At 47.0% G+C, this 19,542-nt stretch carries 22 protein-coding genes; 4 read left to right on the top strand and 18 right to left on the bottom strand.

Annotation, left to right across the window (positions count from 1 at the left end):
• Positions 1-13 precede the first annotated feature (13 nt).
• Positions 14-682 (top strand): hypothetical protein, encoded by a 669-nt coding sequence (locus ACI4J0_RS08340; protein WP_439765353.1) that lies wholly within the window; start codon positions 14-16, stop codon positions 680-682.
• 45 nt (positions 683-727) lie between these two features.
• On the opposite strand, the gene ACI4J0_RS08335 is transcribed toward ACI4J0_RS08340, so the two are convergent.
• From ACI4J0_RS08335 to ACI4J0_RS08265, 15 genes are all read right to left on the bottom strand, one after another.
• A complete protein-coding gene (locus tag ACI4J0_RS08335; RefSeq protein WP_439765352.1) occupies positions 728-1,129 on the bottom strand; it encodes a hypothetical protein in 402 nt (133 codons plus the stop codon).
• On the bottom strand, positions 1,116-2,645 hold the full coding sequence (locus ACI4J0_RS08330; protein ID WP_439765351.1) for a DUF4153 domain-containing protein: 1,530 nt from the start codon (positions 2,643-2,645) through the stop codon (positions 1,116-1,118). Before ACI4J0_RS08330 ends, ACI4J0_RS08335 begins: the two co-directional genes overlap by 14 nt.
• Positions 2,635-2,859 carry a helix-turn-helix domain-containing protein gene (locus ACI4J0_RS08325; RefSeq protein ID WP_439765350.1) on the bottom strand — a complete coding sequence of 75 codons (225 nt, stop codon included), beginning with the start codon at positions 2,857-2,859 and terminating at the stop codon, positions 2,635-2,637. The genes ACI4J0_RS08330 and ACI4J0_RS08325 overlap by 11 nt, the downstream gene beginning before the upstream one ends.
• Before the next feature lie 16 nt (positions 2,860-2,875).
• Entirely contained in the window at positions 2,876-3,322 is a 447-nt protein-coding gene (locus ACI4J0_RS08320) for a DUF2975 domain-containing protein (RefSeq protein WP_439765349.1), read from the bottom strand.
• Between the two features lie 176 nt (positions 3,323-3,498).
• The gene (locus ACI4J0_RS08315) at positions 3,499-4,428 is read right to left on the bottom strand and encodes a hypothetical protein (protein ID WP_439765348.1); all 930 of its coding nucleotides are present in this window, start codon (positions 4,426-4,428) and stop codon (positions 3,499-3,501) included.
• An 81-nt stretch (positions 4,429-4,509) separates the two neighbouring features.
• Positions 4,510-5,121 (bottom strand): AAA family ATPase, encoded by a 612-nt coding sequence (locus ACI4J0_RS08310; protein ID WP_439765347.1) that lies wholly within the window; start codon positions 5,119-5,121, stop codon positions 4,510-4,512.
• A 15-nt stretch (positions 5,122-5,136) separates the two neighbouring features.
• Positions 5,137-5,574, bottom strand: coding sequence for a pentapeptide repeat-containing protein (locus tag ACI4J0_RS08305; RefSeq protein ID WP_439765346.1), 438 nt, complete (start codon positions 5,572-5,574; stop codon positions 5,137-5,139).
• Between the two features lie 155 nt (positions 5,575-5,729).
• Positions 5,730-6,779, bottom strand: a complete 1,050-nt coding sequence (locus ACI4J0_RS08300) for a hypothetical protein (RefSeq protein WP_439765345.1) — start codon at positions 6,777-6,779, stop codon at positions 5,730-5,732.
• A gap of 66 nt (positions 6,780-6,845) precedes the next feature.
• A complete protein-coding gene (locus ACI4J0_RS08295; RefSeq protein ID WP_439765344.1) occupies positions 6,846-8,066 on the bottom strand; it encodes a phosphoglycerate kinase in 1,221 nt (406 codons plus the stop codon).
• A 129-nt stretch (positions 8,067-8,195) separates the two neighbouring features.
• Positions 8,196-9,437, bottom strand: coding sequence for a phenylacetate--CoA ligase family protein (locus ACI4J0_RS08290; RefSeq protein ID WP_439765343.1), 1,242 nt, complete (start codon positions 9,435-9,437; stop codon positions 8,196-8,198).
• 24 nt (positions 9,438-9,461) lie between these two features.
• The gene (locus ACI4J0_RS08285) at positions 9,462-10,046 is read right to left on the bottom strand and encodes an indolepyruvate oxidoreductase subunit beta (protein ID WP_439765342.1); all 585 of its coding nucleotides are present in this window, start codon (positions 10,044-10,046) and stop codon (positions 9,462-9,464) included.
• Entirely contained in the window at positions 10,046-11,836 is a 1,791-nt protein-coding gene (gene iorA / locus ACI4J0_RS08280; RefSeq protein WP_439765341.1) for an indolepyruvate ferredoxin oxidoreductase subunit alpha, read from the bottom strand. The genes ACI4J0_RS08285 and iorA overlap by 1 nt, the downstream gene beginning before the upstream one ends.
• A 311-nt stretch (positions 11,837-12,147) precedes the next feature.
• A complete protein-coding gene (locus ACI4J0_RS08275; RefSeq protein ID WP_439765340.1) occupies positions 12,148-12,549 on the bottom strand; it encodes a hypothetical protein in 402 nt (133 codons plus the stop codon).
• Between the two features lie 118 nt (positions 12,550-12,667).
• Positions 12,668-13,873, bottom strand: coding sequence for an EAL domain-containing protein (locus ACI4J0_RS08270; protein WP_439765339.1), 1,206 nt, complete (start codon positions 13,871-13,873; stop codon positions 12,668-12,670).
• A gap of 26 nt (positions 13,874-13,899) precedes the next feature.
• Positions 13,900-14,280, bottom strand: coding sequence for a hypothetical protein (locus tag ACI4J0_RS08265; RefSeq protein ID WP_439765338.1), 381 nt, complete (start codon positions 14,278-14,280; stop codon positions 13,900-13,902).
• A gap of 158 nt (positions 14,281-14,438) precedes the next feature.
• Between ACI4J0_RS08265 and ACI4J0_RS08260 the strand changes: the two genes are divergently transcribed.
• The 3 genes from ACI4J0_RS08260 to sigK all read left to right on the top strand — a co-directional run bounded on the left by ACI4J0_RS08260 (position 14,439) and on the right by sigK (position 17,034).
• A complete protein-coding gene (locus ACI4J0_RS08260) occupies positions 14,439-15,296 on the top strand; it encodes a DUF368 domain-containing protein (protein WP_439765337.1) in 858 nt (285 codons plus the stop codon).
• 183 nt (positions 15,297-15,479) lie between these two features.
• Positions 15,480-16,283: a helix-turn-helix domain-containing protein gene (locus ACI4J0_RS08255; RefSeq protein ID WP_439765336.1), complete on the top strand. Its 804-nt coding sequence runs from the start codon at positions 15,480-15,482 to the stop codon at positions 16,281-16,283.
• Between the two features lie 67 nt (positions 16,284-16,350).
• Complete coding sequence (sigK, locus tag ACI4J0_RS08250; protein ID WP_439765416.1) at positions 16,351-17,034, top strand: RNA polymerase sporulation sigma factor SigK; 684 nt, start codon at positions 16,351-16,353, stop codon at positions 17,032-17,034.
• A 492-nt stretch (positions 17,035-17,526) separates the two neighbouring features.
• Here sigK and ACI4J0_RS08245 read toward each other — a convergent pair whose 3' ends face one another.
• The 3 genes from ACI4J0_RS08245 to ACI4J0_RS08235 are packed head-to-tail and all read right to left on the bottom strand — an operon-like array spanning position 17,527 to position 19,235.
• On the bottom strand, positions 17,527-17,955 hold the full coding sequence (locus ACI4J0_RS08245; protein WP_439765335.1) for a DUF2871 domain-containing protein: 429 nt from the start codon (positions 17,953-17,955) through the stop codon (positions 17,527-17,529).
• Entirely contained in the window at positions 17,939-18,664 is a 726-nt protein-coding gene (locus tag ACI4J0_RS08240) for a hypothetical protein (RefSeq protein ID WP_439765334.1), read from the bottom strand. Before ACI4J0_RS08240 ends, ACI4J0_RS08245 begins: the two co-directional genes overlap by 17 nt.
• The gene (locus ACI4J0_RS08235) at positions 18,648-19,235 is read right to left on the bottom strand and encodes a TetR/AcrR family transcriptional regulator (protein ID WP_439765333.1); all 588 of its coding nucleotides are present in this window, start codon (positions 19,233-19,235) and stop codon (positions 18,648-18,650) included. The genes ACI4J0_RS08240 and ACI4J0_RS08235 overlap by 17 nt, the downstream gene beginning before the upstream one ends.
• Positions 19,236-19,542 lie beyond the last annotated feature (307 nt).

Raw genomic sequence — 19,542 nt, 5'->3', positions numbered from 1 at the left:
GGGGGAGATCTTTATGAAACAAAAAAGATTTTTATCCGCGCTTGCGGCATTTGTTCTTATGTGCAGCTTGGCTGGGTGCGTCGCGCCGTCGAAGCAGGTGAGTATTGAAGAAACGACCGTTCAATCTGCGGTTTCTGAGGAAAATACAGTAGAAGCTGAACCGAAATACAGCAGGGAATATGACGAAAACGGTGATCTCTATTTGATAAACAATAAAACCGGTGACATAATTCCACCTTTTCCAGAGGGCTGGTCGGGGGAGCGGATAAGCAAAATGGTAACGATAGACGGCTATCAGCTTACCCTGCCCTGCAAGGTGAGTGATATCCTTGCACTTAGTGAGGATTTTAGTGCCCCTGAACCTATTATAGATAGGGGTGATGGTACATCTTTCTTTCAGATTTGGTATAAAAATGTTATGGCAGTTTCGGGAAGTTACCGCAATGATGATGAAATGATAACGGATGTATTGGTCGGAGGTAATGGCAGTAGTAAGTATATAAAAATTGAGGGCGTTTCTTTAGCTATTCCCGATGAGATATTTTCTGTTTTTAAAGATTTCCGAAAGAGTGAAAGCGGTGGAATTATGGCACGATATGTTGAATCCGATATGATTTATATTATATCATTTCTCGGTGATGATGATAACAGCAGCATATGTATTATATGGGAATATATATAACCAATACCGCACAAAGCCCGCTTGCTTGCAGGCTTTGTGCGGTATTTATTTTTGTTCGTTTATGTTCCTTATTTCGCCGGACACAGCCGCCCCCAAAATAACTGACCCAACAGTCACCGCAAAAATAAGCATTATTATAAGCCCTGCCGCAGCTTGATTTGAAGCGCTCAGATAGTTTTCCTCGGTCATTCCGTGAGGAAACATTATCTGTTCGTAAATATTGAGCCGCCCCGTCATAAATATCAGTGCCGCATACAGCACAAGCGTAAGCACCGTATTCACAGCCGTGCCTATAAATTTACTTTCTCCGCATACACCGCCGCAGACAGCTCCTGCGGCGGCGGTGACGAGAAGAGCACCGGGGAAACCCTTGTCAAACAGCATAAAATCAATGTAGTGCATTATTATGAGCGCCGCACCGCAGATAAGTATCTTACTGCCTTTCATCTGAGACCCTCTCCGCCGTCAGCTCGCTTACGGTAACTGTGCGGATATCCGCATTGTGAAATTCCCGTGACTTGCTTTCAAGTATCTCGTCAAGCACTTCTTCCTCCTTTGGGGAAATGTGTCCTCTAAGCTTCTCCGCCGCAGGAACAGCGTCAGCGGAAAGCTCACGAAACATTGTTATGTCAGCCGAAGGGAGGGTGCCGTCCAGATATCTGCCGATGTTGTATTCTGCAATGAGCCTGTCGGCGTTTGAGAAGCTCAGAACGGCAAACATTACGGTAAATGCAGTCACAGCGAACTTTGACAGATTAAATCTTCCGCAGACTACCGAAATTATTATCCCGATAAACAGCACACCCAGCAGAAGCATAAACCAGGTGGTGTAAAATCTCAGCCTTGTAAGCCCGTAAACGCTTATATACATACCCATTTTGCTTACGGCTGTGACAATGAGGAGAATTGTAAATATACAGAGCGTGACGGTCATTATTTTCAGAAATTCAGACTTTTTTCCGTCCTCACCGTATTTGGAGAAAAGGTTTATGCCGATTATCACAGCTAAATTTATAAGCGCAACAATGCACAGCTCGAAAAATCCCCGCCTTGCATATTCCGAATAGCTTTCCATATCCGAGGGCAGCCTTGAAGCGAATGAGGACAGGAAATAAGATATCTGCGAAAAGAAAAATATGACATACATTACGCAGAGAGGCACCGCCGAGAAAGCCGCCGCACCCGATGGAACAAATCTCACCGCCGCTATCCTTTGAAGGCAGTATTCATCGCTGCTTTCGTCACAGTCACCGGGCGCGTGGCACATAGCGAAGATGTAAAAGCCCACAGGAAGCCCGATGACCGTCTGAACGGCAAATATCATCACAGACCTTAGCCCGCCGTCCGTAATGGAACTCAGGATATCCGCAAAGCCGCTGTCAGCGCTCATAAGCAGGATACCCACGATCATGGTGGAGGGCAGGGCTATCGCAAGACCCAAAAGCGCGTTTTTGACTGCCTTTCCCGCTTTGTTTTTATCCGCCGCAGACTTCATAGCCCCGGGGCAGGCACCCATATCCGAAAGGGGGCGAAAAGCCGCCGCAAAAATATCCGCAGGGAAAAGCTTCCTTATCCTGTCAAACCTCTCATCACTGTCTGCCAGGCAGTCATAAACAAGTATCATAGCCGCGAAAATAAAGCCAAGGGACTGTATGAGCAGATTTGCGCTTATGAAAATATTTGCGGAAAACAGAACGCATAAAACAATGCGAAGCGCCTTTGAGGGCGTTATTTTTCTGCCCTTTTTAAAGGTCAGAGCAAAAACAAGGGCAAGTATCAGAAAGACCGCCGCCCCCAGCCCCATTCGTGCGTTTATCATAAATGGAGCCGCAAAGCACTTTACAAAAACAGATCCCAGCACCGCCGCCCCGAAGGAAAAGAACTTCTCCCTTTTGGAAAAAACGGCTTCATCGCTCCTTCCGATGGGTGCTTCCATAGGCATAAGACCTGCGTCATTCATCATTCCCGCCCTCCTCTCTTGAAAACTCAAGGATATCTCCCGGCTGGCAGTCCAGAACGTCGCAGAGCTTTTCCAGCGTAGAAAAACGGACAGCCTTAGCCTTGCCTGTTTTCAGAATGGAAAGATTAGCCTGAGTAATGCCTATCTTCTCCGCAAGCTCACCCGAGCCTATCTTTCTTTTTGCCATAACAACATCAAGATTAACAATTATTGCCATATTCTATCACCTCGGCTTATATAGTAAAGTCGTTTTCTTCACGAAGTCTCACAGCTTCCTCAAAGCAGTTCTTGATCACCCGAAGAATAAGCCCGAAGAACGCCGCAGCAAAGGTGATAACGAAAACAATTATCCTGAAACGTGCGAATATCAGAGTGATAACGGAAATGATAAAGCAGCAGTAGGACAATATTCGCAGAAGTTTGATGTTGTCATTTACGAAAACCTCGCCCTTGCTTATGTTTGCGACCAGCCTGTCAAGGAGGAAGAGTATCACAAATCCCACCGCAGCGCAGGAGTAGAAGGTGATAAGCAGGGGAACGGTAACGTCGTCCTGCATAAGGGATACCTGCTTGTAGACCTGTGCCGCATAGGGCATGATAAACAGCGCCGCAAAGCACAGAACTATCGCTGTTTTTATGAGTATACCCGTCAGTCTTATGGATCTGTTATTTTTTGTCATTTGTAAAACCGCCTTTCAGAATAAGTATTATCTCCACTATCTGCATTATATCACACCAAAATGTGTTTGTCAATACTTTTTTACTGAAAAACGATAATTTTTATTTGAAATACAAAATAGATTATAAAAATACCGCAGATAAAAATGCGTTATCTGCGGTATCTCGTTTGGTATTATCACATTCTCGGCTGAAAAACGCTGAGACTCAGCTTCAGCCTTACCATATCCTTGTGCTCGGGCTTTACCATATAATAAACATAGCTCTCGATAACGTTCAGAGGGTGAATGGTCCTGCCCTCTATCTTGAACTGCTCATATCCCAGGGGAACATATTTATTATACAGAGTATCGGGAGTAACGTGGGTGGAAAATTCGGTAGTTTCCAGGAAATTCTTGTTTATAGCCTCACAAAGGAAGGGCTTTTCCTGCTGAACGTTCAGCCTCATACCGCCCATACCCTGAAAAGCATTGATGGTGGAGCGCTCAATCTGCTGCTTGCCGAGGAAGCTGTAATGCTCGCCCCTGCGCTGACAGTTGGGGAAGCAGTAGGGGCATACAAGCACCTCAAGCCTGCCGCGGTACTTCTCGGGTATCTCCGCCAGAGCCTCCATGTTGTTGTTCCAGTTGTAGTCGAGAACAACAAGGCTGTAGTCCTTTTCAAGCTCTGCGATAAGCTTGTCCATATCCCTTATCTGCTTGCAGGTGGAGGAGGTTATCTTGTACTTGGGATAATTTTTCCTGATATGGTCCTCCACCACCTGAGTATTGACGATAGCCTCGTTAAGCCCGTTGTCCGCCAGCTCCATAAGGCGGTTGCAGAATTTATCGCTCATATGCTCCTCGGTGAGATGAGGATTTGTGAATGTAAAGCGGCAGGGGATACCGCGGGAATTGAACTCGTCAAGAACCTTTTTTATAACATCTTCGTTTGCATACCCGTTGATATTTCTTCCCCCGTTCCATATGGCAGGAGGGAAACAGCCGTAAACCGAGGCGATCTCCACGCCGTCATAGAAATACTCGGGGTTACTTTTTATCATATCGATAAGAGCAAGATTAAGAGGACCATGGGACCAGAAATCGGGGAGATGGAATTTAACGCTCATTTATAAAACTCCTTAAAATAAAAGTGTGACTTTATTCTATTTTAACATTCACAGACCTGTTTGTCAAGCATATGTGCGCACTTATCGGGTAACAAGCTGAGCATTCTCCGCAGGGGAGCAGTGCTCGCAGTAATACCGTTCGGCAGGAAAATAACGGGAATTATATTTAGCGGCTATCTGCTCCTTATCGCCGATATAACCGTCCCTTTCAAGCACACGTTTAAGGCGTGTTTCCTCGGGCACATCAATGTATATCATAAAGTCGAACAGGTCCCTAAGCTCTTCTCTCTGTAAGAAAATGCCTTCAATTATTACAACACTTCCCACAGGTATATCCGTGTCGGAAAGAATATAGCAGTCATTGTCCTTGTCATAAAGCTCGATTTTTTTATGAAAAGGCTCACCGCTCCGTATTGGCTTGATTATTTCGTCTATAAGATAATCATACCGCCACTGCAAATTATAGTAACATTCCCATTCCTCCGCCTTGTCGCTGTATCTCACAGCCCTGGGTTGGATAAAATCATCAATATGCAGGATCGTGATTTGAATATCCGTCTTTGCAAAAGTCTTTTTAATGCATTCGGAAACGGTGCTTTTCCCTGCGCCGCCCAGCCCGTCTATCCCGATAATAACGGTGCGGCAGGGGTCGTAAAGCTTCCTTATCTCCTCAGAAACAGCCCGGTGCTCCATAGCCGTCCTCCCAAGTTATCTGTAATATTTTTCCAGCAGCTCCTTAACGGGAATACCGTCAATGCTCATACCCGATATCTGACATGAGCTGATAGCAAGCCCCTCGAGGTTGCAGTTTTCGAGAACAGCACCCGACAGGTCGCAGCCCTTGACAGAAATTCCGTTCATATCAACGCTTTCAAGCTTTCCTCTCTGAATGTCACCATTCACCATTCTGAGTCCCGACAGGGAAATGTCGTTAAAGGACGAGTTTGCCATATTTCCATTCTCAATAGCAGCGTCCTCCAGCATAACATTTTCCATATGAGCGGAGATCATATTGCAGCCGCTCACTGTTATCTCGGAAAAATCGCAGTCCATAGCGGAAACCGCGGTAAAATCCGAGCCTGTTATGTTTGAATAGGAGAAGTCGCAGTCGCGGCAGATGTCGATTTTTTCGTTTTCAAGTATCATAAATTTTCCTCCTTTATTTTATACTAATTCTCAATCAACCTATAGACAAATCCTCGGCTAGAATAAGCCCATTCGTCGTCTGGTTGCCTGAAAGGCAACACTCCCTTGCCGGGCGGCAAGCCCGCCTGCGGATCTTTGCCTTGTCTTAGACAAAATTATGCTCGAAGATCCGCACACATTTCTTGTGAAGACAGGTTCTTAGATAGTTTATCCATTTTTCTGTCAAGAGCCTTTCGGAAAATATCGGCAGCTTCGGCGTCGCCCACAGCTTCTGCGGCGCTGATATGCTTTTTCAGACAATCCATGCTCATATCATCGGGGAATTTCACCGAAAAATACCGCCATTCTTCCCATATGCTTACGGCTTTTTCGGGCATTCTGCAAACAAGCTCTGCGGCATATTCAAAATAATTTCTTCCCGGTCCGCACTTGTTCCATTCGGAGACCTTAAAAATAAATTCCCTTGCCCTGCCAATAGCAATATATGCCTTGTCATATTCTCCGAGCTCAATGTATGCTCTGATAAGATTACCGAGCGCCAAGGAAACTTTCGAAGGATTCTCACGTTCAAGCTCAATGTCCGCCACAGCCTCGTAATATGGAAGGTTATACTGTTTTCTTCCCGTATAATTGTTAATGTATATCAGCATTTGGTAATCGGCTTCATTTTCCGGCGGATTATCCTCCGCATATTTTTCCGCAAGCTTAGCCGCTTCATCATAAAGCTCCAGATCGATAAGCATATAAATGCAGTCAGCGGGAGACAGATCATCTATCTTTTCCGACAGGAGCTTTTCGCATTCATTTGGGTCATAACCGCAGGCGGTGTCAAAATTAGCGTCCTTAGCCCGATAAAACAACCCCTGATATTTCCCATTATGATTATAGCGGTTCAGTAAAGCAGTGAGTATCATAAGCCCATACCCGAAGCCCTGAAAAGAATCCTGTCTGAGGGCAGATATTTCCTCCTCCATAAGCATAGAAAGCAGTTCCTCTGCATTATCGGGCAGCCTGTCCTGCCACATGAGGAAGCGAGCAAGCAGCAAACGATTTTTGCCGTTTATATCGTAAATTCCGCCGCCATCGTATTTTCCGCTCATATCGCAGCGAACCTGAGAAATATCACCCTTTTCGATCTGTTCAAGCAGCTTAGCACCTTTTGAAACAGCCTTCCGTACAGCACTCTGATAGAAATTCTCGTCCATATTTTTACCCCGCATAAGAAAAAAACGGGACGAAGCAGGCGCTCCGTCCCGAAAGTAAGCAAAAGATTACTTTTCAGCGATAACATCAACGCCGGGAAGAACCTTGCCCTCGAGATATTCGAGAGAAGCGCCGCCGCCGGTGGAGATGTGGGACATCTTGTCAGCAAAGCCAAGCTGCATAACAGCCGCAGCGGAGTCGCCGCCGCCGATGATAGTGGTAGCGTCGGTATCGGCAAGAGCCTTAGCAACAGCAATAGTGCCCTTAGCGAGAACAGGATTCTCGAAAACGCCCATAGGACCGTTCCAAACAACAGTCTTAGCGGACTTAACAGCCTCACCGAAAAGCTCCATAGTCTTTGTGCCGATATCAAGACCCATCTTGTCAGCAGGGATATTATCGGAGTCAACTACCTCAACAGCGATCTCAGCGTCGATAGGATCGGGGAAGGAAGCAGCGATAGTGGTGTCGATAGGAAGAAGAAGCTTCTTGCCGAGCTGCTCAGCCTTAGCCATCATTTCCTTGCAGTAGTCGATCTTCTCGTCGTCAACGAGAGAAGTACCAACCTCATAGCCCTTAGCCTTGAGGAATGTGTAAGCCATACCGCCGCCGATGATAAGAGTGTCGCACTTGTCCAGGAGATTGTTGATAACGTTCAGCTTGTCAGCGACCTTAGCGCCGCCGAGGATAGCAACGAAGGGACGAACGGGATCCTCAACAGCATTGCCGAGGAACTGTATCTCCTTCTGCATAAGGTAGCCTACAGCAGTCTCCTTAACGAACTTTGTAACGCCTGCAGTGGAAGCATGAGCACGGTGAGCGGAACCGAAAGCGTCCATAACGAATACCTGACCGTCAACGAGGTCAGCAAGCTCCTTGGAAAGGTTTTCGCCGTTCTTTGTCTCGTCAGCGCCTCTGAAACGGGTATTCTCGAGAACAACGATCTCGCCGTCCTTCATTTCGGAAACAGCCTTCTTGGCATTGTCGCCGACAACGGTGTCGTCAGCAGCGAAAACAACCTTGGTATCTACGAGCTCTGCAAGTCTGTCAGCAGCAGCCTTGAGGGAGAACTTAGCCTCGGGGCCATTCTTGGGCTTGCCGAGATGAGAGCAGAGAACGACCTTGCCTCCGTCGGAAATAAGCTTCTTGATAGTGGGGAGAGCAGCCTGGATACGGTTGTCGTTGGTGATAACGCCGTCCTTCATAGGAACATTGAAATCAACTCTTACGAGAACCTTTTTGCCGCGAACGTTAATGTCGTCAACAGTAACCTTGTTTAATCCTGCCATTGGTATGACATCCTTTCATAAATAAATAGTGCCGGCTTCGGAAAATGAAGCCCTCAAATATATTTTATACCATTTTGAGAAAATTTGCAATAGTTTTTCGGAATTTTCTGACTTTTCGAATAAAAAAACTTACTGATTTCTGTGGTCGATAACCCTCTTGGTCTTTTTCTCGCTTCGGGGCAGCGTTCCCACAGGGACCACCGTCACCTTTGGAGTAACGCCGATAAGGGACTTGAAAAGCTCGGCTATCTTCTTTTCCGTGTTGTCGAAATTTACCCGTCCCTCCGCCTCTGCGGTAAGGAGCATAACGTCTCTGTTCTTCTCGTCATCGTGAGCAATGTTGATGCTGTACTCGCTGGAAACTCCGTCCACCTTCTTGAGGATCTCCTCCACCTGACTTGGGAACATATTCACGCCGTGGACCTTGAACATATCATCGCTTCTGCCCTTGATAACATCAATACGGGGATAGCTTCTGCCGCAGGAGCATTTTTCGGGAATGATACGTGAAATATCGTGAGTGCGGAAGCGGATAAGAGGAGCGCCCTCCTTCACAAGGGTCGTGATAACTATCTCGCCCTCGGTGCCGTCAGGAACAGGCTTGCCCGTTTTCGGGTCGATTATCTCAATGTAAATGTAATCGTCCCAGTAATGTATCCCTCTCTCATTCTGACAATTTATACCAATACCCGGACCATAGATCTCCGTAAGACCGTAAATATCATAAAGCTCGATTCCCAGCCCCTCGGAAATGGACTTTCTCATCTTCTCGCTCCATCTCTCCGAGCCGAAAACGCCCTTTTTAAGGCAGATCTGATCTCTGATGCCCCTCTTGTTTATCTCCTCGGAAAGCAGCAGGGCATAAGAGGAGGTCGCCGTGATAACGGTAGATCTCAGGTCTATCATCATCTGCAGCTGCTTTTCGGTGTTGCCCGGACCCATAGGAATAGCCATAGCCCCAAGCTTCTCGCAGCCTGCCTGGAAGCCTATTCCCGCAGTCCACAGACCATAGCCGGGAGTTATCTGAATCCTGTCCTTATTGGTAATGCCCGCAGTCTCGTAGCACCGTGCAAACATGATCGCCCAGTCGTCCACGTCCTTTGCGGTGTAGGGAATGATAACAGGCTTGCCCGTAGTACCCGAAGATGAGTGAATGCGGACAACCTCCTCGTCGGGAACAGCCTGAATGCCCAGAGGATAAGCGTTTCTCAGATCGTCCTTGCTTGAAAAGGGGAGCTTTTCAAAATCCTCCTGACTGCTTATACCGTCAATGCCCATATCACGGTACATTTTTCCGTAATAGCTGTCGGTCTTTATTAGCCTTTGGATCTGAGCATTGACCTGACCCAGCTGAACCTCATTTAGTTTCATAACAGAAGCCTTCTTTCATGTATATCAAAAATTTTCAGCCTTTTTTAGCCCCTCGGAGAAAACCTTTTTGTTAGCCTCCACAAATCTCTCGGGAACTCTCCGTTCTATCTCAGCAATAAGCGCCTCGGGAGAAATTCCAAGCTTTCCCGTACCCGCAGCCGCACCGAGAATAGCGGAGTTGTAGAATTTCGCACCCAGCTCACCGCAAAGCTCGGAAGCGTCAACCACCAGGCAGCCGCATTTTTTCTTTATGTATTCAACCATTTCCACACCGTCATACCCCGACTCGTGAATTGACTCGGTAGTAGGCTTAACGGGAATGCGGTTAACTATCACAAATCCGTCCTTTTTAAGGTACATCAGATTTCTCACCGCCTCCGCAGGCTCAAAAGCAATAATAACATCAGCGCTGCCAAGAGGGATAAGAGGGGAGTACGCCCTGTCGCCAATGCGAATGTGACTTGTGACCGAGCCGCCTCTCTGCGCCATACCGATAGTTTCCGCCGAATGAACGGTGTTTCCCAGCGTCATAGCCGCCGATGCAATAAGCTTTGAAGCAAGCACGGTTCCCTGACCGCCCACTCCGCAAACGAGAATATCCATATCCATCAGCACTCGCCTCCGATCGCATTTACGGGACAAACTTCGGCGCACAATCCGCAGCCCGTGCAAAGCCCCTTGTCAACAGCCACCCTGCCCTCGGAAATAATAAGTCCGGGACAGCCGATCTCCTTTATGCACTTTTTGCAGTTAATGCATTTGCCCGATATAGTAACTTTTCCCGCAGGCTTAGTCACCGCAATGCAGGGGGACTTGAAGATAATAGCCTTAACGCCCTTCATATCCGCACATTCCCTGACCGCCGCGATCGCCTCGGAAAGGTTCAGCGGGTCAACAGTAACTATCTTCTTAACGCCCATACCCTCAAGAATTTTTGTAATGCTCACCTTTTCAACCACATTGCCCATCATAGTCCGACCCGTACCGGGGTGGGGCTGATGACCGGTCATAGCCGTAGTGGAATTGTCAAGCACGCAGAGTATCATATCCGCCTCGTTGTATACCGCATTTACAACTCCCGTCATACCCGAAGCAAAGAAGGTGGAGTCGCCCACAAAAGCAAAGCATACCCCGTCCTTGTCAACCCTGTTAAAGCCCTGCGCCATGGTAATTCCCGCGCCCATGCAAAGGCAGGTGTCAACCATATCAAGGGGCATAGCATTGCCCAGAGTGTAGCAGCCGATATCGCCGCAGAAATAGCTCTTTCTGCCCTTCATAGCCTGCTTTACCGCATAGAAGGAAGCCCTGTGCGGACAGCCTGCGCAAAGCACAGGCGGACGAACGGGGAGCGGGGGCATATCCGAAAGCGGGGTGCCCTGTTCGGGAGTCTCCCTGCCAATAAAACCGCTCAGTACCTTTGCCGCATAGTCGGCAGAATTTTCTCCCGCTGCCTTAACGTCGCCGCTGAGCTTGCCCTTTATCCTAACCGACAGACCGTGCCTGCCAACCGTTTGAAGCAGCTCTTCCTCAATAAACGGGCTAAGCTCCTCAAGACAGATGACCTCGTCCACACCATCAAGACAGTTAAGCACAAAATCCTCGGGGAAGGGATAAGCCGTCGCTATCCTGCAAAGCTTCACATCGGGGATATCCTTCAGATACTCCTTTACGTAAGCATAGCTGATACCGGACGCAAAAACCGCCTTTGAGCCGCTGCCCTCGCAGGTGTTTCGGCAGTAACCCGAAAAATCCTTTCCTATCTCGGGATTTCTCTTCTCTATCATCTCGTGGTTCTGATAAGAAAGTCTCGGGAAAATGACCCACCTTTTCGAGTCCTTCACAAAGCCCTCGTATTCCTTCGGAGAAGTGCTGTCCTCCACCTCAACCGAAGCATAAGCGTGGCAAATGCGGGTGGTGGGTCTGAAAAGAACGGGGGTGCCGTACTTTTCGGAGTAATCAAAAGCCTCCCGTATCATCTCATAAGCCTCCTCGGGTGAAGAGGGGTCAAAAACGGGAATGCGAGCAAACTTTGCAAACCGTCTTGTGTCCTGCTCGGTCTGTGATGAAATGGGTCCCGGGTCATCGGCGGAAACGATGACCATACCGCCCTTAACGCCCACATAAGCCAGCGACATAAGCGGGTCGGAAGCCACATTCAGTCCCACCTGCTTCATAGTGACCATAGACCTTGCCCCCGAGTAAGCCGCCGCAGCAGCCACCTCAAGAGCCGCCTTTTCGTTTACCGACCATTCAAGGTAAACGCCCTCGTGGGGATATTTGTAAATTGTTTCAACGATCTCGGAGGAGGGAGTGCCGGGATAACCCGAGACCACGTTCACCCCTGCCGCAAGAGCGCCCAAAGCAATAGCGCCGTTGCCCATTATGTATTCTTTTTTCATTGCGCTGTCCTTTCGTGAGATATTACCATAATTATACTAATTATACCACACAATTTTCCTGCCGTCAATAATTTCCAAAATATATTATAGCACGAATGTTTCAAACTGTCAATATATAATTTGTAAATTTTTTCAAATAAGAAGCCGTCCCCCCGAAACGGAGAACGGCATATATGATTTATCTCTGTCACACCCGAAACAGGTTGATATATTGGAAGTTGCAAGGGAGATAAGTCAGAAGTTGTCTTTATCTGAACCTATACTGTTTTCATCAAAAAATATTCCGCTTTTTTATCCAAGCAATGAACATCTCAGAATTTAGCAAAATAATCAGATAAACTAGCGGCGTAGTATTCACCGTCTTCATCAAGATACTCATATAAATAGATTGTTCCATCGGGTTTAAGAACAAAATACCCTCCGGCACCATTTCCTGCAAAGACCGTTCCTTCATCACCATATAAATCAAAAAAACTTTTGGTTTCCGACTTGATTTCATCAAATGAATAGACTATACTGCCTATTACAAAAGGTTTTCCGTCATTAGCATCAGGATGTGTCATTAATTCTTCTATTCCATCACTGAACTGTAAAATGCTTAACAATTCATTAGGAATCACTTTCTGGGCTTCATCAAATTGTTTTTCATCTAGTGGCGAGCATAGCTGACAAGTATCACCATATTTTTGCTGTATCAGATTGATGATATTCATAGCTTAGAACACCTCTGTTAAATTCCGATTTATTGGGCAGCTTATTTGTACCGTTACCGAGCCGACACTCTGCCGCCCAAATAAATTATAGAACGTCTCGCCGCGGGTCGTCACCCGCTTATTGTTTTTTTAAGTCCACGCAGGCAACGATCATCTCGCCCTTGTTGTTGTAGAATTTGGAAGAAATTGTCTTACAGCTTTTGCCCGTAGCATTGCTTATGTACCAGCCGGAAATAAAGGGGTCCTCTATCTGCTCCTTGATGGCGTAGAAATAATTCTTGATATCGTGATTAACGCCCATGAGCGCAGGGTGATAGCCCTCAAGTATCTCAACACCCGGGGTCATGACCGTGTCTGTGATCTGAAAGCCCTTGCTGTCAATGAGAAAGGCACATTCTATCTCGCTGTGCTCGTCAACATAGTCGCGAAGCTCCGCATTGTAATCATCGTGGGTCATACAGGAAAGACGGTTCACAAGCTCGTAAATAATGCGCTTGTAGCTCTCTATCTTCATATTCACCACAGTGGGATTTTTCTTTGTGGAGATGTTCAGCTTCTGAGCAGCTTCCTCGACCTTCAGCCTTGCCTCGTTTGTAAACAGATAATTAAACTGCTCGGGCTTCTGGAAATAAAATCCCTGGAAATAGTCCACGCCCAGTATCATGCAGGTAATGACCTCGTCCACCGTCTCAACGCCCTCTGCAACAGTCATAGCGCCTATCTGCTTGGCGGTGTTGATAATGGAGCGGAAGACCTCCTGATTGTATTTGTTGCTGTCTATCTGGGAAACTATCGCCCTGTCGATCTTTATGATATCGGGATTTATGAGCATAATGCGGTTTAGGGTATCAAGCCCCGCGCTCACATTGTCAAGCGCGATAAGAAAGCCCTTTGAGCGATAGAAATCCACGAACATCATCAGATTATAGGAGTCCTTTACCCTGGACTCATTAAGCTCGATAACGATGTTCTGGGGAGAGATATGATTTTCAGCGGCAGTCCTCTGTATCTCGCCTGTGCCCGAGGTAATGCCGTTTAATACCGAGGTCTCGAAATTTATGAAAAGAGAGGGAGCGGAGCTTTCAGCGGAGAAAGCTCTCATAGCCTTTTCGCGGCATATCCTGTCGAGAGTGAGGATCGAGCCGTCCTTTTTTGCATACTCAAAAAGAAAATACGGCGAAATTATCTCGTCCTTGTATTTGCCTCTGGCGAGGGCTTCAAGACCGATGTATTTTTTCGTGTTCAGGGAGTATATGGGCTGAAATTCAACGATAATGTCCTTTTTTTCAATGATCTCACGGACGATCTCAGCGGTTACTTTCACGGTGTAATCTCCAATCTAAAAATGATTTATGTCAGCTTCTGATCTGTCAGGATATCGGCAACAGTTTTGTTTTCGGGTTCTGCCTTGGCGCAGATACGGTTGTAAAGTCTGTAGAGCTTCTGGGTGCTGTTTTCAATGAAGCAGTAGTATATCAGATAGCAGAAATCGAGAATGAGCAGCAGACCGTCCACTATAAGAAACGGCATAAGCTGTGACATAAAGAAAACGCAGAGCCCGATAAACAGCAGCAGGCAGCACATCACCGTAACGATAAGGTGAATGAGCCTTTCGTGCTGAATAAATTCTATCTGCACAAGATGTTCTCTTTTAAGAGCCTGCCAGTCGGTGTTTTCGTCCTCGAGAGCGGCTTCCACCGATTTCATATAAGTTGTTATGTAACTGCCCATATCGGTCATCCTTTCTAAATTAGTTATATTATACCATACTTTAAATTAAATTTCAATAAGATTTCGTTAAAAATTCAAAATAAATCTCTTTTGCTATTGAAATAAATACTGTAATATGTTATACTGAATTGGAATTTTGAAAATGGAGGAAAAGCAGTATGAAAAAATTTAAAGAATGGCTCCTGCTGGTCATCAAGGGTGCCTGCGTGGGCATTGCCGACGCCATTCCGGGCGTCAGCGGCGGAACGATCGCATTTATACTAAAAATATATGATGAGCTCCTTGACGCTATCGATCTAAACTTCAAAAAGCTCAGAAAAAATCTTCCCTTCCTCATACCTCTGGGTATTGGCATTGTGCTGGGAATTTTCCTTGCCTCCAAGGTGCTGGGATATCTTTTCGAGTTCCATAACGTTCCCACACAGTTTTTCTTCCTGGGAATAATCATCGGCTCTCTTCCTGCCATCATAAAGGAGTGCCGCAGTGCGGGAAAGCTCAGACCCGTTCACCTTGCGCCTTTCCTTATTGCGGCGGTGGGAATAATCCTCTTTAACTCCTTGAAAGAGGGCAGCGCCGCTTTCGGCACAAGCCCTGTGGCAATAATCATAATGACTGTCTTTGCGGCAGCAGCAATGATAATGCCGGGACTCAGCGGAGCGCTTGTCCTAAAAATTCTGGGCGGCTATGACAACGCCATAAGAGCCGTGAGCGAGCTTGATATAATCACACTTGTATATTATGCCATCGGAGCGGTCATCGGACTTCTTGCGGCGGCAAAGATAATAAGCATACTTCTCAAAAAGTGCAAGACAGGCACCTACTGCGCGATACTCGGACTTATAATCGGCTCGCTCCCTGCGGTATATCCAAAGGAATTTGCTTTAAACGGCGAGGGTATCATCGCCATCGTTATATTCATCATCGGTCTTGCCCTGCCCCTTGTTATGGAGCGAATGGGAAAGAAGCTCGGCGCAGATGACAATAAGCCTGAGGAAGATAAACCAACGGTTGAATAAATATCAACGGATAATATCTGTTCAGCCTTCTGCACATACGTTATAATTTAAGACATAAAAACAATGGAGGTCATAAGTTTGAAAATCAAAGATTTTCAAACTTCCGAGTTTTGTTTCTTTGGCTGACGCCAAAGATTTCCTTACGGAAAACACAAAACTCTCAGGAAAGGAATGGTCATTATTATGGGAATAATTATTTCGGAAAACATTAAAAGGCTCAGGACAGAAAAGGGCATACCCCAGGAAAGGCTTGCCGAGCATATGGGAGTAAGCGTTCAGGCGGTGAGCAAATGGGAAAACGGGCTTTCCTGCCCCGATATATCTCTGCTGCCCATGCTTGGAGAATTTTTCGGCGTGACCGTTGACTTTCTGCTTACGGGAAAAGAAAGCGCAGACAGGGCGAATTGCGGACTGCCCGATGACGGCAGGCTGCGGATAGTTCAGGCAATGGGAAATAAGATACTCACGCAGAATGAATATGACGGAAAGCTCGTGATAAAGCTGCAAATGCCCAAGCCTTCGGAGCAGCCCGCACTTAATGTGGATATCTGGGGAGGCTGTACGATAGAGGGCGACGTTAACGGGAATATTCAGTGCGGCAACGGCGTAAACTGCGGCAATGTAGGCGGCGGAGTGTCCTGCGGCGACGGAGTAAACTGCGGCAATGTAGGCGGGGGAGTGTCCTGCGGCGACGGAGTAAACTGCGGAAACGTGGGCGGTCAGGTATCTGCAGGGGACGGAGTGAACTGCGGAAATGTAGGCGGCAGCGTTACTGCAGGCGATGATATCCACTGCGGAGATATCGGCGCAAATGCTTCCGCAGGGGGAGATATCGAGTGCGCTGTGATACACGGAAATGTACAAAGCTGCGAGGGAGATATCAACTGCACCGAGATACAGGGAGATGTCCGCTGCGAGGGGGATATCACCATACATCAGGATAAACCGAACCGAAAAACATTGTTCGACAACGGCTTCTTTAAATAAAAATTAGAATAGGACAAATTTCACCTCGAATATACATTACCAAAAATGTATATCCGAGGTGATCTTTATGTTTGGCGGACTTATCTCGTGGCTGCTGGAGCATATGCTGTACTTTGCCCTGCATATGGACAGCAGCACCGTATTCCCCAAGCCCCTGTCCGCAGAAAAGGAAGCGGAGGCGTTCAGGAGAATGGCAGAGGGGGACGACTCCGCCCGAGGGGAGCTTATCGAGCATAATCTCCGCCTTGTCGCCCACGTGGTGAAGAAATACTATTCGCCGAATGTTGACAGCGAGGAGCTTATATCCATCGGCACCATCGGGCTTATCAAGGCGGTGTCCTCCTTCAACAATTCCAAATCCACCAGATTTGCCACCTATGCGGCAAAGTGTATAGATAACGAAGTCCTGATGTACTTCAGAAGCGCGAAAAAAAGCGCACGGGATGTCTATCTTGACGAGCCTGTGGACACAGACAAGGACGGCAACAGCATGAGCCTGATGGACATAATCGCCGAGGACAACGATCTTGTGGACAGGATAGACGTGATGATACGCTCTCGTCAGCTTTACGGCTTTATTGATAAATGTCTCGATGAGCGGGAAAAGGAGGTCATACAGCATCGGTACGGACTGTACGGCTTAAAGCCCCTTACCCAGCGTGAAGTTGCCGACAAGCTGAACATCTCCCGTTCCTACGTTTCGAGGATAGAGAAAAAAGCCCTGGAAAAGCTGAGAGATATGTACGAATAAGATGAGAGCCTGCATTTAGGCAGAGTGCCATAAAGAAGTTTTCAAAAACACGGTAAGAACAGATACAGCGGATCAAAAACATCACAGCCCATCAATTTGTAATTTCACAGGTTGATGGGCTGTCTTGTGTCACAATTATTTACTGAATAATGTGTTCAGGCATTATAATTTATACTAATTCTAAATCGTTCTATAGACAAAGCCGACAGATAGAATAAGTCCAGTCTAGGAAAGCGACCGCAGGCGGGCTTGCCGCCCGGCAAGGGAGCTTGACGACGAATGGGCTTATTCTAGCCGAGGATTTGTCTATAGGTTGATTGAGAATTAGTATTATACTCAGAATATAATATAGTGCTTTAAGGAAGCTCGTCTTTTGTCAAGGATAACTATGTTGGTTTCTTCATTCTCGGTGAAAGAGGAGATGAAAACACCGGCGAAAAGGATATGGAAAAGTTTGCTGCCCGGGGCGGCAGGAAAAATGACAAGGCTTGCTCATTTGCGACCCTCCGTTTTAGCGGCGGATCTAAACGACACAAGCAGCAGGATAATTCCCGTTCCCGTTATTATATGACCTATTCCCGAAATTCCCGAGATCGCACCGTTTGCGCCCTTAGAAAGCTCTGTTCCCAGGACCTCGCTCACTCCGCGCACCGCCATCATCACCGCCGTTATCGGCACACCGATATTGTAAACGCACAGGAATGCCTTGAACAGCTTTTGCTCGGTCAGGCTCTTAAAATGCGCACAGAACAGCGCCGCAATCAGGAAAATAATCATTCCAAGCAGAAACAGGTGAGTATGTACCTTACCGAGAACGGTTACTCCGTCAAAGTCGTTTATCCTGGTGAACTCTCGGTAGAAAACGCCGCCCGCCATTGCTGCGGCAGCATAAACAAGCGAAATATCAAGACACTTTTTCATTCTTCAAATCTCTCCTCATTGCGTTAAATCCGATAAGCACAGTCCAGACATATGCGCAGGTTTTCGGTATCATCAGCATACCTATAAGCGGAATAGTGTCTGCAAAAAGTACCACGGGGATATAAAATCCGAAGCTTAGCACTACGGTTAGCCAGAGAAAACGAAAGCTTATGTCGCTGCATTTTTTTGCGCTTTGCAAAAACAGCACCACAATTATTCCACCCAGCACTGCGAAGGGGATATTTCGGTAAATTCCCCACGAAAGCGGTGCATCGGGGCTTGTCCACTTATTCTGCGGCATAAGGCAGAGTACAGCACGAATAACTGCGCAAAGCCATACCGCCGCGGTAATAACGGGCTTTCCGCTTACCTTGTAGCGGCTGCGCCAGACATAATACAGCAGCACATAAAACGCCGTCATTGTAACCGACGTTATGAGCTTTCCTATGCCGAGCGCCGCAGTATAGCTTTCAAGACCCGTTGTGCAAAGCGCGATTGCCCTCGGCACAAGATGAAATGCGTCACCTGCACCAAGCGTTACCGCCATTATTCCGAACAGCATATATTGCCGCTTGCCGTGGGAAAGATCCCCGCTTTCGGCTTCGTCGGAATTCGCAGCGCAAAGACTGCGCTTTATCATAATAATTCCAAGCGTTATGACCGTAACAAGATACACCGCATCAAACGCCGTTTCAAATATTGCCTGCATAATGATCCTCCCGATATATTACTTTCTTTATGACCGCGATCAGCGTATCACAGGATTTTTGCTGCATCAGCAGAAAGATAATGCTGTCCAGGACGAACTCCACAAAGCTCTCCTCGCTGAAGCTGTCCCCAAACGCATTGTCAGAAACTTCGTTATCCCTGTGCAGTGCTGAAAGAAGCGAACTTCGGATCATCTCGGTACAGTGCTCCATAGCGTTCTTCGCCCTGTCCTTACCGCTTGCGGTTACCGCCACGGAATGCGCCGTAAAGAAATCGGGATAATCACGAAAACGCCCGCACACATTTGCAAAAACCTTTTCCACATATTCCGAAAAGAGAAGCGGGGGAGAGTTCTCTTCCTGCTCGGTGAGACTGAAAATATCCTGCCACACGCTTGCGATTGCTTCAATAAGCAGTTCCTCCTTATCAGAGAAGTAATTATACAGCGTACCCGGAGCAATGCCGCATTCTCCTGCAACCGCCCGCATACTAAGCGCCTTCAGACCCTTTTCCGCAGCTATTCTGCGGCAGACAAGCATTATCTCTTCCTTTGACGTTATCTCCGGATTCATGGCTTTCACCTCCTCAAAATGAACATTGTTCATCTTGAGCTGATTATACCACCGGATACGGCATTTGTCAAGAGTCGTCAGGGCAGAAATTCAAAAATTCAGCTTTCGTGCAAGCACTCCCCAGCGATGATGTTAATATTAAAATATCGAAATAAAGCGGTTTTTCATCTGCTTTCCGATGTGCTTTTTTATGTATGAAATATAGCGTAGTTATTCATACCAACACTTTCTTCCGATCAGATAAAGATATTAAGCAGTCCGAGAACAAAGCCTATCAATGCGCCAAGATTAACTATCGTGTTAAATT

Origin of the sequence: Huintestinicola sp., assembly GCF_051882455.1 — a bacterium.
Taxonomy (GTDB): domain Bacteria; phylum Bacillota; class Clostridia; order Oscillospirales; family Ruminococcaceae; genus Huintestinicola.
The sequence above is the reverse complement of the archived record's forward strand: the minus strand, read 5'-3'. Positions and strand labels throughout refer to the sequence as shown.